The organism is Salmonella sp. FC25216, assembly GCF_057751355.1.
This window is the reverse complement of sequence record NZ_JBDGON010000016.1, coordinates 20,564-37,368: the sequence shown is the minus strand read 5'-3', so window position 1 is coordinate 37,368 and position 16,805 is coordinate 20,564. Positions and strand designations below refer to the sequence as shown.

16 protein-coding genes are annotated in these 16,805 nt (G+C 53.0%); all 16 read right to left on the bottom strand.

The genetic code is table 11. The features are described from left to right. Positions 1-30: 30 nt before the first annotated feature. The 16 genes from thrP to trxA all read right to left on the bottom strand — a co-directional run bounded on the left by thrP (position 31) and on the right by trxA (position 16,667). Positions 31-1,416 (bottom strand): bifunctional threonine/serine APC transporter ThrP, encoded by a 1,386-nt coding sequence (gene thrP / locus AC3G3F_RS22260; protein WP_023247385.1) that lies wholly within the window; start codon positions 1,414-1,416, stop codon positions 31-33. A 206-nt stretch (positions 1,417-1,622) separates the two neighbouring features. Then, entirely contained in the window at positions 1,623-2,363 is a 741-nt protein-coding gene (wecG, locus tag AC3G3F_RS22255; RefSeq protein WP_023247384.1) for a lipopolysaccharide N-acetylmannosaminouronosyltransferase, read from the bottom strand. Continuing rightward, the gene (gene wzyE, locus AC3G3F_RS22250; protein WP_063389949.1) at positions 2,360-3,718 is read right to left on the bottom strand and encodes an ECA oligosaccharide polymerase; all 1,359 of its coding nucleotides are present in this window, start codon (positions 3,716-3,718) and stop codon (positions 2,360-2,362) included. Before wzyE ends, wecG begins: the two co-directional genes overlap by 4 nt. Next, entirely contained in the window at positions 3,715-4,794 is a 1,080-nt protein-coding gene (locus AC3G3F_RS22245; RefSeq protein ID WP_053510977.1) for a TDP-N-acetylfucosamine:lipid II N-acetylfucosaminyltransferase, read from the bottom strand. Before AC3G3F_RS22245 ends, wzyE begins: the two co-directional genes overlap by 4 nt. Then, positions 4,791-6,041, bottom strand: coding sequence for a lipid III flippase WzxE (gene wzxE / locus AC3G3F_RS22240; protein ID WP_488395784.1), 1,251 nt, complete (start codon positions 6,039-6,041; stop codon positions 4,791-4,793). The genes AC3G3F_RS22245 and wzxE overlap by 4 nt, the downstream gene beginning before the upstream one ends. 1 nt (position 6,042) lies before the next feature. Further along, the gene (gene rffA / locus AC3G3F_RS22235; protein WP_053510976.1) at positions 6,043-7,173 is read right to left on the bottom strand and encodes a dTDP-4-amino-4,6-dideoxygalactose transaminase; all 1,131 of its coding nucleotides are present in this window, start codon (positions 7,171-7,173) and stop codon (positions 6,043-6,045) included. Positions 7,174-7,177: 4 nt separating this feature from the next. Continuing rightward, positions 7,178-7,855 carry a dTDP-4-amino-4,6-dideoxy-D-galactose acyltransferase gene (gene rffC, locus AC3G3F_RS22230; RefSeq protein WP_488395782.1) on the bottom strand — a complete coding sequence of 226 codons (678 nt, stop codon included), beginning with the start codon at positions 7,853-7,855 and terminating at the stop codon, positions 7,178-7,180. Then, positions 7,833-8,714 carry a glucose-1-phosphate thymidylyltransferase RfbA gene (rfbA, locus tag AC3G3F_RS22225; RefSeq protein WP_023247378.1) on the bottom strand — a complete coding sequence of 294 codons (882 nt, stop codon included), beginning with the start codon at positions 8,712-8,714 and terminating at the stop codon, positions 7,833-7,835. The genes rffC and rfbA overlap by 23 nt, the downstream gene beginning before the upstream one ends. A gap of 32 nt (positions 8,715-8,746) precedes the next feature. Beyond that, positions 8,747-9,814, bottom strand: coding sequence for a dTDP-glucose 4,6-dehydratase (gene rffG / locus AC3G3F_RS22220; RefSeq protein WP_070804302.1), 1,068 nt, complete (start codon positions 9,812-9,814; stop codon positions 8,747-8,749). Continuing rightward, positions 9,814-11,076 (bottom strand): UDP-N-acetyl-D-mannosamine dehydrogenase, encoded by a 1,263-nt coding sequence (wecC, locus tag AC3G3F_RS22215; RefSeq protein ID WP_023247376.1) that lies wholly within the window; start codon positions 11,074-11,076, stop codon positions 9,814-9,816. Before wecC ends, rffG begins: the two co-directional genes overlap by 1 nt. After that, positions 11,073-12,203, bottom strand: a complete 1,131-nt coding sequence (wecB, locus tag AC3G3F_RS22210; RefSeq protein ID WP_023247375.1) for a non-hydrolyzing UDP-N-acetylglucosamine 2-epimerase — start codon at positions 12,201-12,203, stop codon at positions 11,073-11,075. The genes wecC and wecB overlap by 4 nt, the downstream gene beginning before the upstream one ends. A 55-nt stretch (positions 12,204-12,258) precedes the next feature. Next, positions 12,259-13,305: an ECA polysaccharide chain length modulation protein gene (gene wzzE, locus AC3G3F_RS22205; protein ID WP_000193413.1), complete on the bottom strand. Its 1,047-nt coding sequence runs from the start codon at positions 13,303-13,305 to the stop codon at positions 12,259-12,261. A gap of 11 nt (positions 13,306-13,316) precedes the next feature. Continuing rightward, positions 13,317-14,420, bottom strand: coding sequence for a UDP-N-acetylglucosamine--undecaprenyl-phosphate N-acetylglucosaminephosphotransferase (gene wecA, locus AC3G3F_RS22200; RefSeq protein WP_023247374.1), 1,104 nt, complete (start codon positions 14,418-14,420; stop codon positions 13,317-13,319). 239 nt (positions 14,421-14,659) lie between these two features. After that, positions 14,660-15,919, bottom strand: coding sequence for a transcription termination factor Rho (rho, locus tag AC3G3F_RS22195; protein WP_001054532.1), 1,260 nt, complete (start codon positions 15,917-15,919; stop codon positions 14,660-14,662). Between the two features lie 87 nt (positions 15,920-16,006). After that, on the bottom strand, positions 16,007-16,090 hold the full coding sequence (locus AC3G3F_RS22190; protein WP_134820045.1) for a rho operon leader peptide: 84 nt from the start codon (positions 16,088-16,090) through the stop codon (positions 16,007-16,009). 247 nt (positions 16,091-16,337) lie between these two features. Beyond that, positions 16,338-16,667 carry a thioredoxin TrxA gene (gene trxA / locus AC3G3F_RS22185; protein ID WP_001280776.1) on the bottom strand — a complete coding sequence of 110 codons (330 nt, stop codon included), beginning with the start codon at positions 16,665-16,667 and terminating at the stop codon, positions 16,338-16,340. Positions 16,668-16,805 lie beyond the last annotated feature (138 nt).

The window sequence follows — 16,805 nt, the reverse complement described above, 5'->3', positions numbered from 1 at the left end:
CGTTTGGTTATGCTTTGCGCATTTTGGCGCTTATTCCCCCACCTTGTGGGCGGTTCCGTGACGATTCAGGCCGAAAACTTTATAGATCAGCGTCACGGCCAGCAGGAAGATGACGCCGACAAACAGCGACATGCGCGTATCTTCATTAAAGTACATGCCGATTAAAACGCAAACCAGAAACGCCATCGTCAAATAGTTCGCCCACGGGAACATAATGGAACGAAAAGGATGATCCGCAATCGCTTCTTTATGCGCCCGACGAAAGCGCAACTGGCTAATCAGAATGACAAACCACGGCACCATCCCCGGCAGTACGCTGGCGCTATAAACGTAAACAAAGACGCGCTGCGGATTGGGGATGATGTAGTTCAGGCAGGAACCTACCAGCAAAATCAAAATAGAGAGCGCCACACCCGCGACCGGCACGCCGTGGCGAGAGACTTTCGCGACTGCCGCCGGCAGTTGACGGTTTTTCGCCAGCGCGTAAAGCATACGCCCACAGCTATACATTCCGCTGTTACAGCCGGAGAGCGCCGCCGTCAACACGACAAAGTTGATAATGCCTGCCGCGGCGGTGATGCCGATTTTCGCGAAGGTGAGCACAAAGGGGCTGCCGTTGCTGCCAATCTCATTCCACGGGAAAATAGTGACGATAACGAAAATCGCACCCACATAAAAAATCAGGATACGCCATAGCACCTTACCCACCGCGCTACGCAACGTCACCTGCGGATTCTTCGCTTCACCGGCGGTAATACCGATCAGCTCAACCCCCTGATAAGAGGCCACCACGATACATAATGCGGTCAGAAAGCCTTTCCAGCCGCCGGCAAAAAAGCCGCCATGCTCAGTCAGATTACCAAAGCCAATCGCCTGGCCGCCGTTACCAAAACCGAAGAAAATCACCCCCAGGCCGATGATGATCATCACAATAATAGTGGTGACTTTGATCATCGCAAACCAGAACTCGATTTCACCATACAGGCGCACCGCAGCCAGATTCGCCAACGCGACCAGTCCTACAGCAATCAGCGCCGGTATCCACTGCGCCATCTCCGGAAACCAGAACTGGACGTAGACCCCAATGGCGGTAATTTCCGAGATCCCGACCGCCATCCACATAAACCAGTATGACCAGGCGGTAAGATAGCCAAAAAAGGGACTCATATACCGGTGGGCGTACACGGCAAAGGAGCCGGTAACAGGTTCCAGAAAGAGCATCTCCCCCATTGAACGCATGATGAAAAAGACGAACAATCCGGCGATGATATACGCCAGCAGCACTGACGGGCCCGCCCATTTCAGCGTACTGGCAGCGCCCATAAAGAGTCCGACGCCGATGGTGCCCCCGAGGGCAATCAATTCAATATGACGAGCTTCCAGCCCACGCTGTAGCTCCGGTTTTTTCTCTGCCATAAATCCTCATGTCGTGTTTGCAACGGTTCCGGTAGTACCGGTTATTGTTATGGGTACATCGATTGTTGCGAATATTTTCTTAAATTTGGACAAATGGCAAATGAAGCATTAAAAAAATGCACTTATTGTGTAAGAAAGCATCGATTATGTTATGAATAAGCAGCGCCATAAGCACAATCCGCTGCTCAAGTCATCAGAAGGGGGAATTAGAGATCGCCAGTATAGTGCCAGCGAAGGTAGCGCAGCAGACGCATCTGGCGGGTAATACGACTCGGTTGGGAAAGCAGACGATACAACCACTCCAGCCCCAGGTTCTGCCATATTTTCGGGGCGCGTTTGACGTGACCGGTAAACACATCATAGGTGCCGCCCACGCCCATATATAGCGCATGGGGATGCACTTCCCGACAATCGCGCATTAGCAATTCCTGTTTTGGCGATCCCATCGCGACGGTGACAATTTTCGCGCCGCTGGCATGGATTCGCCCAAATAGCGCCTGACGCTGCTCCGGCGTAAAGTAACCATCCTGGCTACCCACAATATTGACGTTCCACTGCGTCCGCAGTTTTGCTTCCGTCTGCGCCAGCACCTCAGGCTTGCCGCCGACAAGAAATACCGGCGTGCCTTCTTTACCCGCGCGCGCCATTAACGCTTCCCAAAGGTCGGCGCCAGCCACGCGAGAGACCTGCGCCTGCGGAAATTTTTTACGTATTGAACGCACCACGCTGATGCCATCGGCATATTTAAATTCCGCCGCTGCTATCAACGCGCGTACTTCCGGATTATCTTCCGCCGTCAGCAGCTTTTCGGCGTTGATCGCCACCAACGTGCCTTGCTTCAGTTGACCATCGGCAAACAGATAATTCAGCGCATGTGACATGTCGCGCCAGCCAATCAGAGGTAAGCCACGCAGCGAGTAAAGGGGCGCAGCGGCATTATTGGTCATAGTTTTCCTTCCACCTGTGCCTGAGGGAGCGAAGTTGTACGTTTATGAATTAGTCCGGCGCTATCAAATAGCCAGAACAGAAGCTTAGCGACCAGCAGGCTGGTGCCAAAAACCACCAGGAAGAAAACCACGCGCGAGACAAACGAATCCAGCCCTTCTCGCGCCAGCACAATCATATTAAAGATGGCGCCAAAGCAGAAACTGTGCAGAATCGCCGCCTTATAACGATTGGTCTCCCGGTTACCCAGTTCATACAGCCAGTCGAACCATTTGATAATCAGCCCGACGACGATCGCGCCGAGCGGAATAAACAGCGCCCCGCCCATGACCACCAGCGAACCGATAAGCGTTGGCGATATCGCCAGGCCGGAATGGTTATTCAGGACTTCCCAGGTAAAGTAATTAGCAGAATTCAGCACGATACTGGGTCGTCCCGGCCATAGCCAGGTGGGAATAAAGACGTAGAAATCACGCACGATAGGGGCCAGCCCCTGAAAATCAATATTATGGTAATTTTGCAATAGCAGCGCCAGATTCTCCCACGGCGAAAAGGTATCGCGCGTCAGATAAAGAAACGTATAGAACGCTTCATCACCGCTCACATTTAATCCGTAGCGTTTGAGCGCCAGCCAGAACATACCGACAATCCCCAGTATGCCCGCCGCCGCCAGCATCCACAGGCTGATCCAGCCCCGAATAATTCCGATAAACAGGAAGATAGCAAACGCAATAATGATGTTGGCGCGCGTGCCGCCGACAATCATGTAGGTCAACAGACCAAACGCGACGGTGCTCACCAGAAAGAACAGCCACGCTTTGCTGTCCTGGCGCAGGAAATAGACCACCAGCATTGCCGGAATGAAGAAATAGAAGAACCGTTTTAACGCCACGCCGGAAACTTCGCTGGAAAAGATCTGGCTGTAGGAGTGCAGCCGGAACAGCAAAAAGCCGTTATGCATAAAGAAAATCCCGACGCTCACCAGCGCGATGCCCATCAGGATCACCCAGGTAAGGTGGGTTTCCACCCGGTTCATGGTAAATAGCGGCTTGCGTGGTACATCCACAACGCGTTTGCGTAAACGCGTTTTATAGGTCACGTAATACACGCCGTAGAAACAGGCGGCGGATAATAAAGCCTGCAATAAGATTTCCGGCGGCGCGACGCCAACGTCGAAACGAAATACCAGCACGCTGGTTAGCGGAAAACCAAAAAAGAAGGTCAATAAAAACAGCAACGAAAAGAAAACGTTAAAATTAAAACGCACGCGGCGGAATTCAAACCAGGTCAGCGTGGCGATAAACAGCGTAGAAAGCAGCCAGACCACCAGCAGCCCGCTGAATTGCATCAAACTCATTCGGCTTCTCCTGCGGCGACTCTCAACGCATTATGCCACGGTTGCAGGTAATTGGGGCTAAAGAAGGTGATGCCGCTTTTATCTACCGATGCGAGCTGACGCTGCGCCTCGCGCACCACCTGCTCATTCAAATCATCGGTGGTAAACAGAACGGGCAGATGCTGTTCCGCCATATCCTGCCAGAAAGGGTTGTCACGATTCAGTACGCACGGGATATCGGCCTGAATTAGCAGACACAACGTCCCAATCCCCTGTTGGCGGGCAAAAATAAAATAACCGAGGTCGCACTGACGAAGCAGCGCAAGATAGGCATCAAATTCCATTTTTTCACTAAGAATTTGCAAATTTTCATCGCTAAATAGCGTCAGACCTGCCTGACGAACCTCATCAATATAGGCCTGGTTATTGACCGGATAGCCCATCGGCACCACCACGTTTACCGTATCGCCAAACTGCTGATACACCGCCCGTAACGCCGCAATATGCTCGTTACTGCGATCGCCGGAGTTACCTACCAAAATAGTCAATTTCCCCGCACGTTGGCGCTCTTTTGCCATAGAATTCAGGGAAGGGTCCATGCGCGTCGGGAAATAGAGTAACTCGCCGCGTACGCCCGGGTGCTGGCGCGCAAAATAGCTGAGATCGCCGCGCGTCGCGAATACGCCCCCTACTCGCCCCTGCGCGATACGACGAAGCGGGTAGAAAAGGCGGAATTTCAGCCCGCTGGACACTTCGTAGAGATCCGCGCCCCAGATATGCCAGTAAAACTGGGCAGGCTTAATACCGCCGCTTAACAGCGCCAGCCACAGGCTGGTGTTGAACTGACCGTGAAAGAAGAATCGCTGTCGACGATTTGCTTTCGCTTTGGCGATGACCGCCTGAGCCAGCGCTTTCTTACTACCATAAAAGCGAAGCGAGAGCGCCGGACAGCTTTCCGTGAAGCCGTTATCCTCGCCGGCAACCATAAATTCGCGCGCGTGCTCGCTTGTGGCAGCCAGCGTATCATTGAAAAACCGCAGCACGGTGTGGTTATGGTGAGGGATATCCGATCCCAGGACGTGAATCAGTACAGTCATGCTCGCCTACGCCAGAGTAAAAATATGCCGCAACAAAGTGAAAAATAGACAATATAGGTGGCCATATAAGCCTGTGCCGCACCCAGTGCGCCGTGAGCGGGAATCAGCCAGTGAGCGAACGCCGTTAACAGAATGAACTGGCTAATTTCGGCCAGAATGTAAAATCGCAACGACGCTTTGGCAATCACCAGATAACCGAAAACATAGGCGCCGACTTTCAGCACGTCACCCACTAACTGCCAGGCGAACAGATCGCGCATCGCGGTGAATTTAGCGGAAAAAAGCAGCCAGATAGCAAAATCGCGCAGTAGCCAGACGGTAAAACTCGCGGCCGCGACCGCCGGTAAAACAAATTTCAGCGCTTTTACCACCTCACGCGTAATGTCCTGTTTTTCCGTCAGGCGTGAAAGCGTGGGTAACAGGTAAACACTAAAAGAGGCGGTGATAAATTGCAGATAGGCGTCAGAAATGCTGCTTACGCCCTGCCAGATCCCGACATCGCTCCAGCTATAGTGCGCGGCCAGTTGGTTTCGCATCATCACATAGGCGACCGGCATCGTAACGGAGGTAATCAGCGCCATCAGGGTAAATTTACTGAGCTGCCCTACCAGACCGTTGTCCCAGGAGGGCCTGAGATAGTGTAGCGGGACGGTGCCGCGCTTAATCAATATCATACCGGCAGGCACTACCACCAGCGCCGGCACCAGCGCCAGGCCAAGCAACGCGCCTTCATAGCCGCCAACACGGTAGCAGAGATACCAGGCGGCGACGCCCAAAAAGCTGCCGACAATTAACGATAAGGCATTACCCGACGCGTCCCGAAAGCCCTTCATCAGCGCCAGCAGCAGGTTCGCCCAAGCGATCCCCATTTGTACCAGCGCAACCAGACGCACCAGCCCTTGATAGTCCGTGTGACCGAACAGTCCCTGGCTAATCGGCGCCGCCGCCAGCAGGAAGACCAGCGCCAGTAGCGTAGAGAAACCCAATACCATCGCGGAGGAGGTTCCCACCACGGTACGTAACTGCGCCGGGTCATCATGATGTTGTGCGACGAGTTTGGTCACGCCGTTAAATATCCCGGCACCCGCCAATACGCCCAGCACGGTGATCATCTGGCGGAAGTTACCCGCTTGTCCGACACCCGCCGGGCCAAAAGAGACGGCCAGCAGTTTCACCACCAGCAGTCCGGCGCCAATTTTTACCAGCGTACTGACCGCCGTCCACAGGGAGGCTTTAGCAAGCGACATATCAGGAGAAATAATTTAGCAAGGTGGCAATCACCGTCCGTTGATCGACGGGCGCAAGATTATAAAACAGCGGCAGACGCAGCAAACGTTCGCTCTCTTTTGTGGTGTAGACATCGTCCCCGATAAACTCGCCGAATTTATCGCCCGCCGGACAATCATGCAGCGGAATGTAATGGAATACCGCCATGATTTCCGCCTCTTTCAGGAAATTAATTAGCGCGCTGCGATCGGCGATATCCCGCAGTTTGATGTAAAACATGTGGGCATTATGCCCGCAGTTTTCCGGAATAGAAGGCAGCTCGATACGCCCGGCGCGCGCCAGCGGGGTTAACGCATCGTAGTAAGTCCGCCACAGCGACAGACGCTGTTGATTGATACGATCGGCGGCCTCCAGTTGCGCCCACAGGTAGGCAGCCTGCAGATCGGACATCAAATAACTGGAGCCGATATCCCGCCAGGTGTATTTATCCACCTGACCACGGAAGAACTGACTGCGGTTGGTGCCTTTTTCGCGGATGATCTCCGCGCGTTCAATCAGCGCCCGATCGTTAATCAACGTCGCACCGCCTTCGCCACCAGCGGTGTAATTTTTGGTTTCATGGAAACTAAAACAGCCGATATGACCGATCGTCCCTAACGCGCGGCCTTTGTACGTGGACATCACGCCCTGGGCGGCGTCCTCGACAACGAACAGATTATACTTATCCGCCAGCGCCATGATGACGTCCATTTCACAAGCGACGCCAGCGTAGTGTACCGGCACGATAGCGCGGGTCTTATCGGTGATCGCCGCCTCAATCAGCATTTCGTCAATATTCATCGTATCCGGACGAATATCGACAAACACAATTTTCGCGCCGCGCAGGACAAAAGCGTTAGCGGTGGAGACAAACGTAAAGCTCGGCATGATCACTTCATCGCCGGGCTGAATATCCAACAACAGGGCCGCCATCTCCAGCGACGCGGTACAGGAAGGCGTCAGCAACACCTTCGCGCTGCCGAAATGTTGCTCCAGCCACTGCTGGCAACGACGCGTAAAGCCGCCGTCGCCGCACAGTTTGCCGCTGCTCATTGCAGACTGCATGTATTCGAGTTCGGTTCCCACCACCGGCGGCGCATTAAAAGGAATCATGTTGTCACCTGTATAACCAGTACGCAGTGCTTTCGATGTTGGCACCGCTTTGTATGTAACGTTTAAGCGCGGCGGTGTTGCCCAACTGGGTCGCCACCCGCAATGTTGCTTTGCCGCGACGCTGCGCCCAACAGATCGCCGCCTGCATAAGTTCCGCTCCCGCGCCGCGTCCGGCCAACAGACCGATGCGCGCGTCGGTATCATTCAATTCCCGCAGCGAGACGTAACCGCGGATAGCGCCTGTTTCCGTGCGAAGCACCAGGCATTGGTGATCAAACGTGCCGCGTACCGCATTCTCAATCCACTGGGCGTAAAAACGGGCGCTGGCGTCGGGCACATACCACGGCGCGCGAAAACGACTCTGCGTAAACGCCTCTCCAGCCAACTGACGCAAAGCAGGGATGTCCGTAAGGCGTGCAATTTCCGCGCCATGCTGGTAGGCATGCCCTTTTACCGGCAACGCAAAATCCACCTCGCCTTCAACCAAAGAGAATCCCAGCGATTGCAACGCCGACAGCCAGGCGATGTTTTCAGCCGGTACTTTTACCTGCACGCGTTGCCACGCCTGCAGCGCTTCTGGCGTTAATTCGGGCGCTGAGGCATCGATACGCACAATGCCGCTATTCACGCCAAAGAACGTATTTTCCCAGAGTAACGGTTCAATACTGGCGCGGACGGGCACGGAGCAACTCCAGTAAATATTGGCCATAGCCGGTTTTTTCAAGCTGACTGGCGGCGCGTTTCAAACCATCATCATCCAGCCAGCCGTTGCGCCAGGCAATTTCCTCCAGACAGGCAATTTTGAAGCCCTGGCGCTTTTCCACCGTCTGCACAAAAGTGCTCGCCTCAATCAGGCTGTCGTGGGTGCCAGTATCCAGCCAGGCGAAGCCGCGGCCCAGCAGTTCAACGGTCAGCTTACCTTCCTCCAGATACATCTGGTTGATAGAAGTGATCTCCAGCTCACCACGCCCGGACGGTTTCACGCGCTTCGCATACTCGACGACCTTGCTGTCATAGAAATAGAGGCCGGTGACCGCCCAGTTAGATTTAGGCTGTTTCGGCTTTTCTTCCAGCGAGAGCGCGCGAAAATCATCGTCAAACTCCACGACGCCAAAGCGTTCCGGGTCCATGACCTGATAGCCAAATACCGTGGCGCCTTCGGTACGCGCCGCGACCTGACGGAGTTTGGGACTAAAGCCCTGACCAAAAAAGATATTATCGCCTAATACCAGGCAGGAAGGTTCACCGTTGAGGAACGCTTCGCCAATGATAAAGGCCTGTGCCAGCCCGTCCGGACTGGGCTGCTCGGCATAATGTAAATCGATACCGAACGCTGCACCGTTGCCCAGCAAACGCTGAAAGTCGCGTTTATCTTCCGGCGTGGTGATGATCAGGATCTCACGAATGCCCGCCAGCATTAGCACCGATAACGGATAATAAATCATCGGCTTGTCGTAGACGGGCAGAAGCTGCTTTGATACGCCGCGCGTAATGGGATGCAACCGGGTACCGGAACCTCCCGCCAGAATGATGCCTTTCATTCGTTTCTCCTCCAGGAGTAAGAGCCTGCCGTTTAGCGTTTCAGACCTAAGCGTTCGCCCTGATAACTGCCATCCTGCACGGGTTTCCACCAGGCCTCATTGGCGAGATACCACTGAACGGTTTTTCGCATCCCGCTTTCGAAGGTTTCCTGCGGCGTCCAGCCCAGCTCGCGGGCGATTTTCGACGCGTCGATGGCATAACGTAAGTCATGACCGGGCCGATCGTCGACAAAGGTAATCAGATCGTGATAATTCACCACACCCGGCGGTTTTTGCGGGGCCAGTTCCTCCAACAGAGCGCAGATCGACCTGACCACATCCAGATTTTTACGTTCGTTATGACCGCCGATATTATACGTTTCGCCCACCGCACCGTTCGTCACCACGTGATACAACGCACGGGCATGATCCTCCACATACAGCCAGTCGCGAATTTGCTGACCGTTGCCATAGACCGGCAATGGTTTACCCGCCAGCGCATTCAGAATCATCAGCGGGATCAGTTTTTCCGGGAAATGGTAGGGCCCGTAGTTATTAGAGCAGTTGGTGACAAGCGTAGGCAGACCGTAGGTACGTAACCAGGCGCGTACCAGATGGTCGCTGCTGGCTTTGGAGGCGGAATAAGGGCTGCTTGGCGCATATGGCGTGGTTTCGGTGAAGAAATCGTCTGCAGTATGCAGGTCGCCATACACTTCATCGGTGGAGATATGATGGAAGCGGAACGCCGCTTTAGCGTCCGCGTCAAGCGCGGACCAGTAAGCGCGAGCGGCCTCCAGCAAGGTGTAAGTACCTACGATATTCGTTTCAATAAACGCCGCCGGGCCGTCGATGGAACGGTCTACATGGCTTTCCGCCGCCAGGTGCATCACGCTATTGGGCTGATACTGCTGGAAAATTCGCTCCAGTGATGCCCGATCGCAGATATCCACCTTCTCAAAGGCGAAACGGTCGCTTTGCGCCACCGACGCCAGAGACATCAGGTTGCCCGCATAGGTGAGTTTATCCACCACCACCACCGCGTCTGCCGTTTCATGGATGATATGCCGCACCACCGCAGATCCGATAAAGCCTGCGCCGCCGGTCACCAGAATGCGTTTCATCAGCGCCAGACTCCTTTGGTATCAACCACATAACGTTGATGAACCGCATCGCCGGGAATCGCTTTAAATTCGTCATGATCGACCAGCATCACCAGCACATCGGCGGCGGCCAGCGCCGCGTCCAGTTTCGCCAGCGTGCAAACTCCATCTAATTTTTTCGGCAACTGACGAATATTCGGCTCGACGACCAGGGTTTCGCCGCTGTGCCAGCGGGCGATACTTTGCGCGATCCCCATCGCCGGGCTTTCGCGCAGATCGTCGATATTCGGCTTAAAGGCCAGCCCAAAACAGGCGATTTTCACTTCGCTGGCGCGTTTATCGGTGGCCGCCAGGCAATCTGCGACCGCGGCTTTTACCTGGTCGACCACCCAGTGCGGTTTGCCGTCGTTCACTTCACGCGCGGTGCGAATCAGTCTCGCCTGCTGCGGATTTTGCGCCACAATAAACCACGGATCGACTGCAATGCAGTGCCCGCCAACGCCGGGGCCCGGCTGCAAAATATTGACGCGCGGATGGCGGTTCGCCAGGCGGATCAATTCCCAGACGTTAATCCCCTGATCGGCGCAAATCAGCGACAATTCATTCGCAAAGGCGATATTCACATCACGGAAGCTATTTTCTGTCAGCTTGCACATCTCTGCGGTGCGCGAGTTGGTGACAACGCATTCGCCCTCAAGGAAAATTTTGTACAGCGCACTGGCGCGAGCCGAACATACTGGCGTCATACCGCCAATCACGCGGTCATTTTTAATGAGTTCCACCATCACCTGACCCGGCAGCACACGCTCCGGACAATAGGCGACATTAACGTCGGCCTGCTCGCCCGCCTGCTGGGGAAAAGTCAGATCCGGACGCATCCCGGCCAGCCAGCCAGCCATTTGCTCCGTTGCGCCAACCGGCGATGTCGATTCCAGAATCACCAGCGCCCCTTTTTTTAATACGGGCGCAATGGATTTCGCCGCGGCTTCCACATAAGCCATGTCAGGGTCGTGATCGCCTTTGAATGGCGTCGGCACTGCAATCAGGTATGCATCGGCCTCGACAGGCGTCGTCGTTGCACGCAGAAAGCCGCCTTTCACCGCCATCTTCACTACATTGCCCAACGCCGGCTCCACGATGTGAATTTCACCGCGATTTATGGTGTCTACCGCATGTTGGTTGATATCCACGCCGATAACCTGCTTCTGACGGGAAGCAAAAGCGGCCGCAGTGGGTAATCCGATATACCCCAACCCAATAACAGAAATGGTCGTAAAACTCATAACGATACCCGATAACTTTTTAACGCCTGTAAAATGCGCGCGCATGACTGCCCGTCGCCATAAGGATTATGGGCGCGGCTCATGGTTTGATATTCATTTTCGTCGTGCAGCAGACGCATGACTTCCGCCACAATGCGCCGGGAGTCCGTGCCGACCAGCCTTACCGTACCGGCGGTAATCGCTTCCGGACGCTCTGTGGTTTCACGCATGACCAATACCGGTTTACCCAGTGACGGCGCTTCTTCCTGAATACCGCCGGAATCCGTCAGAATGAGCCAGGCGTGATTCATCAGCCAGACAAAAGGTAAGTAGTCCTGCGGCTCAATCAGTACTACGTTTTCAACATGGCCGAGGATACGGTTGACAGGTTCGCTGACGTTGGGATTGAGATGCACCGGATAGACAATTTGCACATCCTGGTTCGCTGCGGCGATTTCCGCCAGCGCATGGCAGATATGCTCAAAGCCCTGACCAAAGCTTTCACGTCGATGACCGGTCACCAGAATCATCTTCTTATTCACGTCGAGGAAAGGATACTGCTCGGCCAGTTCAGCCTGTAATGTATCGCTCGCCAGAACGCGATCGCGTACCCAGATCAGCGCGTCGATAACGGTATTGCCGGTGACAAAAATGCGCCCATCCGGAATATTCTCCCGCAACAGATTCTGCCGCGAGTTTTCGGTCGGCGCAAAGTGGTACATCGCCAGATGTCCGGTCAGCGTGCGGTTTGCCTCTTCCGGCCACGGGGAATAGAGATCGCCGGTTCGCAACCCAGCTTCTACGTGCCCCACCGGAATACGTTGATAGAAAGCCGCCAGGCTGGTAGCAATCGTAGTGGTGGTATCGCCATGAACCAGCACCACATCAGGTTTAAAATCTGCCAGGATCGGCTTTAATCCCTCCAGAATTCGGCAGGTAATTTCCGTCAACCCCTGTCCCGGCTGCATAATATTGAGATCGTAATCAGGCACAATAGAAAAAAGAGTTAATACCTGATCAAGCATCTCCCGATGCTGCGCAGTAACGCATACTTTGGCCTCGAAATGAGGATCTTTTTCCAGCGCATGGACCAGAGGCGCCATCTTAATGGCCTCCGGTCGTGTACCAAATACAGTCAGTACTTTCACATCGATTCTCTTCGAATAGACAGCAGGGGCCCAGCCCCCTACTGCAGAGGTGTTGCTAAATCGTGCGGCGACGGGTTAAGGCAACGCCCGCACCGATTAGCGCCCCAACGATACCCCACATGATCATCAGGAAGGCTCGGCGTGGGCTATCACGTTTTACCGGTTCTTCCGGCGTACGCAAATAACGATAGGTCTGAAAACGAGGGTCCAGGGTCGGCCCCACATTAAGCGTATTCAACATTGCCCGATTTTGAAAGTAGTCCAAATCGAACGCAGGGCCAACCGCTTGCAGGTTTTCAAGACGCGCCTGTAACATAGGGCGACCGAGTAAAAAAAGCTCTGAGTCCGGTAATTCATCCGCCGGGACATCCGTCGCGCTACGAGAAATATTATGTTGTTCCGCAATTTTGAGCGCCTGCTCAATACTGTTTACACGACGTGAATAGATCGCTTTCGCAACCTCTTCCTGCCGTTTGACCTGCGCTTTCATCTGCACGGTACGCGCAGCCCAGGCGCCTTTTAATTCATCATTCAGATGGCTCGCCGCCCGCTGACTGGCGAACGCGACATACTGACGCAGCAGATTATTGGCGTCCGGCGCGGTTTCAGCAATCAGCTTCACGTTGTCGTTGATAGCGCGTGTAAAATCACCTGGCGTAAACTGAATGTTATTGATCAGTTCATCAAGCATCGCCGCATCAGCTTTGCTATTCCCGACCATTCGCTGCTTATAATAATCCGTCTGTAACCAGAAATCGCGACGCGTATCCCAGGAGGCAAGCTGCATGATGAACTCTTTATACGCTTCGTCCATCACCGAGGGCTTATCGGAAGAGGCGGGATCGGTCTTAATATCCAGATTGCGCAGAAACTGTTGCTGGGAGTAATAACCGCCCAACATATTTACGGTTGGGCGATCGGTGATCGCCGTCGCGCTCCACTCCTGACGAGCAAAAAAGGTATAGGCTAACGCGATAAGGGCAAATAGCAGGCCAATGCCGATAATCCAGAATTTGCCGGCCCATAAAGTACGAAACAACCCGCGAATATCCAGTTCATTTTCAGCGCTCACCGCGCGTGCCCCCGGTAATGGTTGTGTCATCGTATCCTCATTTACTTAGTTAAGTTTGGCCGGTTCTCACGGTGCCTGCGCAGGCGGCGTTTCACACGCTTAATAAATCTCGCCACCTTCCAGGCCCGCTTAATACAGTAGCCATAGAGGAAGAATGCTAGCAAAAAGAGCACCAACATAACCCACTCAGGAACAAAATGAGAATATTCTGCCGTTACGCCTACTCCCGCCAGAATGGCGGCAGCAAGCGTAATCAGTACAAACGCCTGACGAGAGGTAAATCCGGCGCGCATGATAAGGTGGTGAATGTGTTGACGATCGGGTGAGAAGGGACTCATTCCTTTACGCAGACGGCGATACATAATCGCCACCATATCCATCAGCGGGATAGCGATAATCCATAGCGCGGTAACCGGACTAATAGGGTGAGTTTTCCCCTGCGTCGTTTCCAGTAAGATCCAAATAACGGTAAAACCAATCAGAGTACTACCGGCATCACCCATAAAGACTTTATAACGCCGCCCCAAAATACCAAGATTAAGCATAATGTAAGGCAGAATTGCGGCGATCATGGCGAAGCACCATATTGCCAGGCTGGTTTGGCCATCAAACCATAAAATCAGCCCCATCGCCGCAAATGAGACGCTGGATAGCCCGCCCAGCAGGCCGTCAATACCGTCAACCATATTGAAGGCGTTGATCGCCGCCCATACGGCAAACAGAGTAAGGAAATAACCGAAGGGACCGAGTACCATCTCCCAGGAGCCAAAGATATAACCGAGGCTGCTAAGATAGAGTTTACCGAATACCATCATAATGATACCGATCGCAGCCTGTATGGTCGCACGGATCTTTACGCTGATATCAAAACGGTCGTCCAGCGCACCGATAAGAACCAGTACGCCCGCACAAGAAAGATAAAGCGACGCATGAGGAATATAGTGATCAACGATTCCGAATGTGAAGCAAATCCCTGCGTAAACCGAAATCCCTCCAACCAACGGTATCAGCCCCTGGTGGCGTTTACGGAAGTTGGGTTTATCCACTAAACCGATTTTTTTTGCGACCTTACGCGCAAAAAACAGGAACAGTGTCGTGAATAAAAAAATACTGATGAGATCAGTACTCACGGTCAGTAAATTCACAATGCGTGCTCTCAGATAAAATTAATACCAGAAGTATAACCATGAAGACCTTTATTCAGAAGGGAAACCCTGCTCTGAATCAGGCAGAATTGTTTAAATATCAACCACACGATACCGATAACGAATGGATCGCGAAGCCCCGACCCGGTTTATCATCGTTTTGTAAATGTGTCGTTAAGATTACAGATATAAAACAAAAACGCCACGTAAAAACGTGGCGTTTTCAGGTAAAGACCAGATTATGAGCGCTTCATCATCTCGAAAAAGTCGTCATTAGTTTTGGTCATCGCCAGTTTGTTAATGAGGAATTCCATCGCGTCAATTTCACCCATCGGATGGATGATTTTACGCAGTATCCACATTTTCTGCAGCTCTTCCTGGGTGGTAAGCAGCTCTTCTTTACGCGTACCGGAACGGTTGTAGTCGATAGCCGGGAAGACACGTTTTTCAGCGATCTTACGCGAGAGATGCAGCTCCATGTTACCGGTGCCTTTAAACTCTTCGTAGATAACTTCGTCCATCTTGGAACCGGTATCGATCAGCGCCGTCGCGATGATAGTCAGGCTACCGCCCTCTTCCACGTTACGCGCCGCACCGAAGAAACGCTTCGGACGATGCAGGGCGTTAGCGTCCACACCACCGGTCAGTACTTTACCAGAAGCAGGCACCACGGTGTTGTAGGCACGCGCCAGACGGGTGATGGAGTCGAGCAGGATGATAACGTCTTTTTTGTGTTCAACCAAACGTTTCGCCTTCTCGATAACCATTTCGGCAACCTGAACGTGGCGGGATGCCGGTTCGTCAAAGGTAGAAGCAACGACTTCGCCTTTCACCAGACGCTGCATCTCGGTCACTTCTTCCGGACGTTCGTCGATCAACAACACCATCAGCACGCAGTCTGGATGGTTATACGCAATGCTCTGCGCGATGTTCTGCAGCAGCATGGTTTTACCCGCCTTCGGCGGCGCGACAATCAGACCACGCTGGCCGCGGCCAATCGGCGAAGCCAGATCCAGAACGCGCGCCGTTAAGTCTTCGGTAGAACCGTTACCACGTTCCATACGCAGACGAGAGTTTGCGTGCAGCGGGGTTAAGTTCTCAAAGAGGATTTTGTTACGGGCGTTTTCCGGTTTATCGTAGTTAACTTCGTTAACTTTCAACAGCGCAAAATAGCGTTCACCTTCTTTCGGCGGGCGAATCTTACCAGAAATGGTATCACCAGTGCGGAGGTTGAAACGGCGGATTTGGCTGGGGGAAACGTAGATATCATCAGGACCGGCGAGGTAGGAGCTGTCTGCAGAACGGAGGAAACCAAATCCATCCTGCAGTATCTCCAGCACACCGTCGCCAAAGATATCTTCGCCACTCTTTGCGTGCTGCTTCAGGATGGCAAAAATAATGTCCTGCTTGCGCATACGGGCCAGGTTTTCCAGCCCCATACTTTCGCCGAGAGTGATCAGCTCAGAAACCGGCGTATTCTTTAATTCGGTAAGATTCATAATGGTGTGAGTTCTTAAACTTGGGGTAAATCTCGAACTTAATGTTGTGAATGGTATGGCAGGGTCATCCATGCCTGTTTACGGCTATCAACTCATGTCTGTTCGCTGTCTGGTCACAGGAAAGTACGCAGAACTGAAACGACAAGACGGAATGAGCGAAGAGCCAGGAATCTTTCCACTTCTCGTGCGAGAAAAAACGGGAAGTGACGGATAAAACCAGATTCAAACTTAATAAGGTATGTTTAATTCGAAGTCAATACTAACTTAGCACGACTCAGACCGGGCGTCCAGAGATCCTGACAATTTAAGAATAACGAAAGGACAACGGACGCCACGAAACTGCCTGATACCTTAATCATTCGTCGAATGACAGACCCCTGACCATACAGCGCCTTTATCATTCGACGTATAAACGGTATTACGCCAGATTGGCGTCGAGAAACTCTTTCAACTGACCTTTAGACAATGCGCCTACTTTGGTTGCCGCCACTTCGCCGTTTTTAAACAGCAGCAGAGTCGGAATACCGCGGATGCCATACTTAGGCGCAGTACCTGGGTTCTGGTCAATGTTCAGTTTGGCAACAGTCAATTTGCCCTGATATTCGTCAGCGATTTCATCCAGAATCGGAGCGATCATTTTACACGGTCCGCACCACTCTGCCCAGAAATCAACGAGGATAGCCCCGTCCGCTTTGAGTACATCCGTGTCAAAACTGTCGTCAGTCAGGTGAATAATTTTATCGCTCATATATAACTCCACAGGAATAAGCCTGGCGTGTTGGTGTAGCATTAACCAACGAGGTGCTGATGTTAACTTCGCCAACAAAGGTTGACTTTATTTCACCGGATACGCTTTCGTAAAGCAATAGTAAGCTGATATTCTACC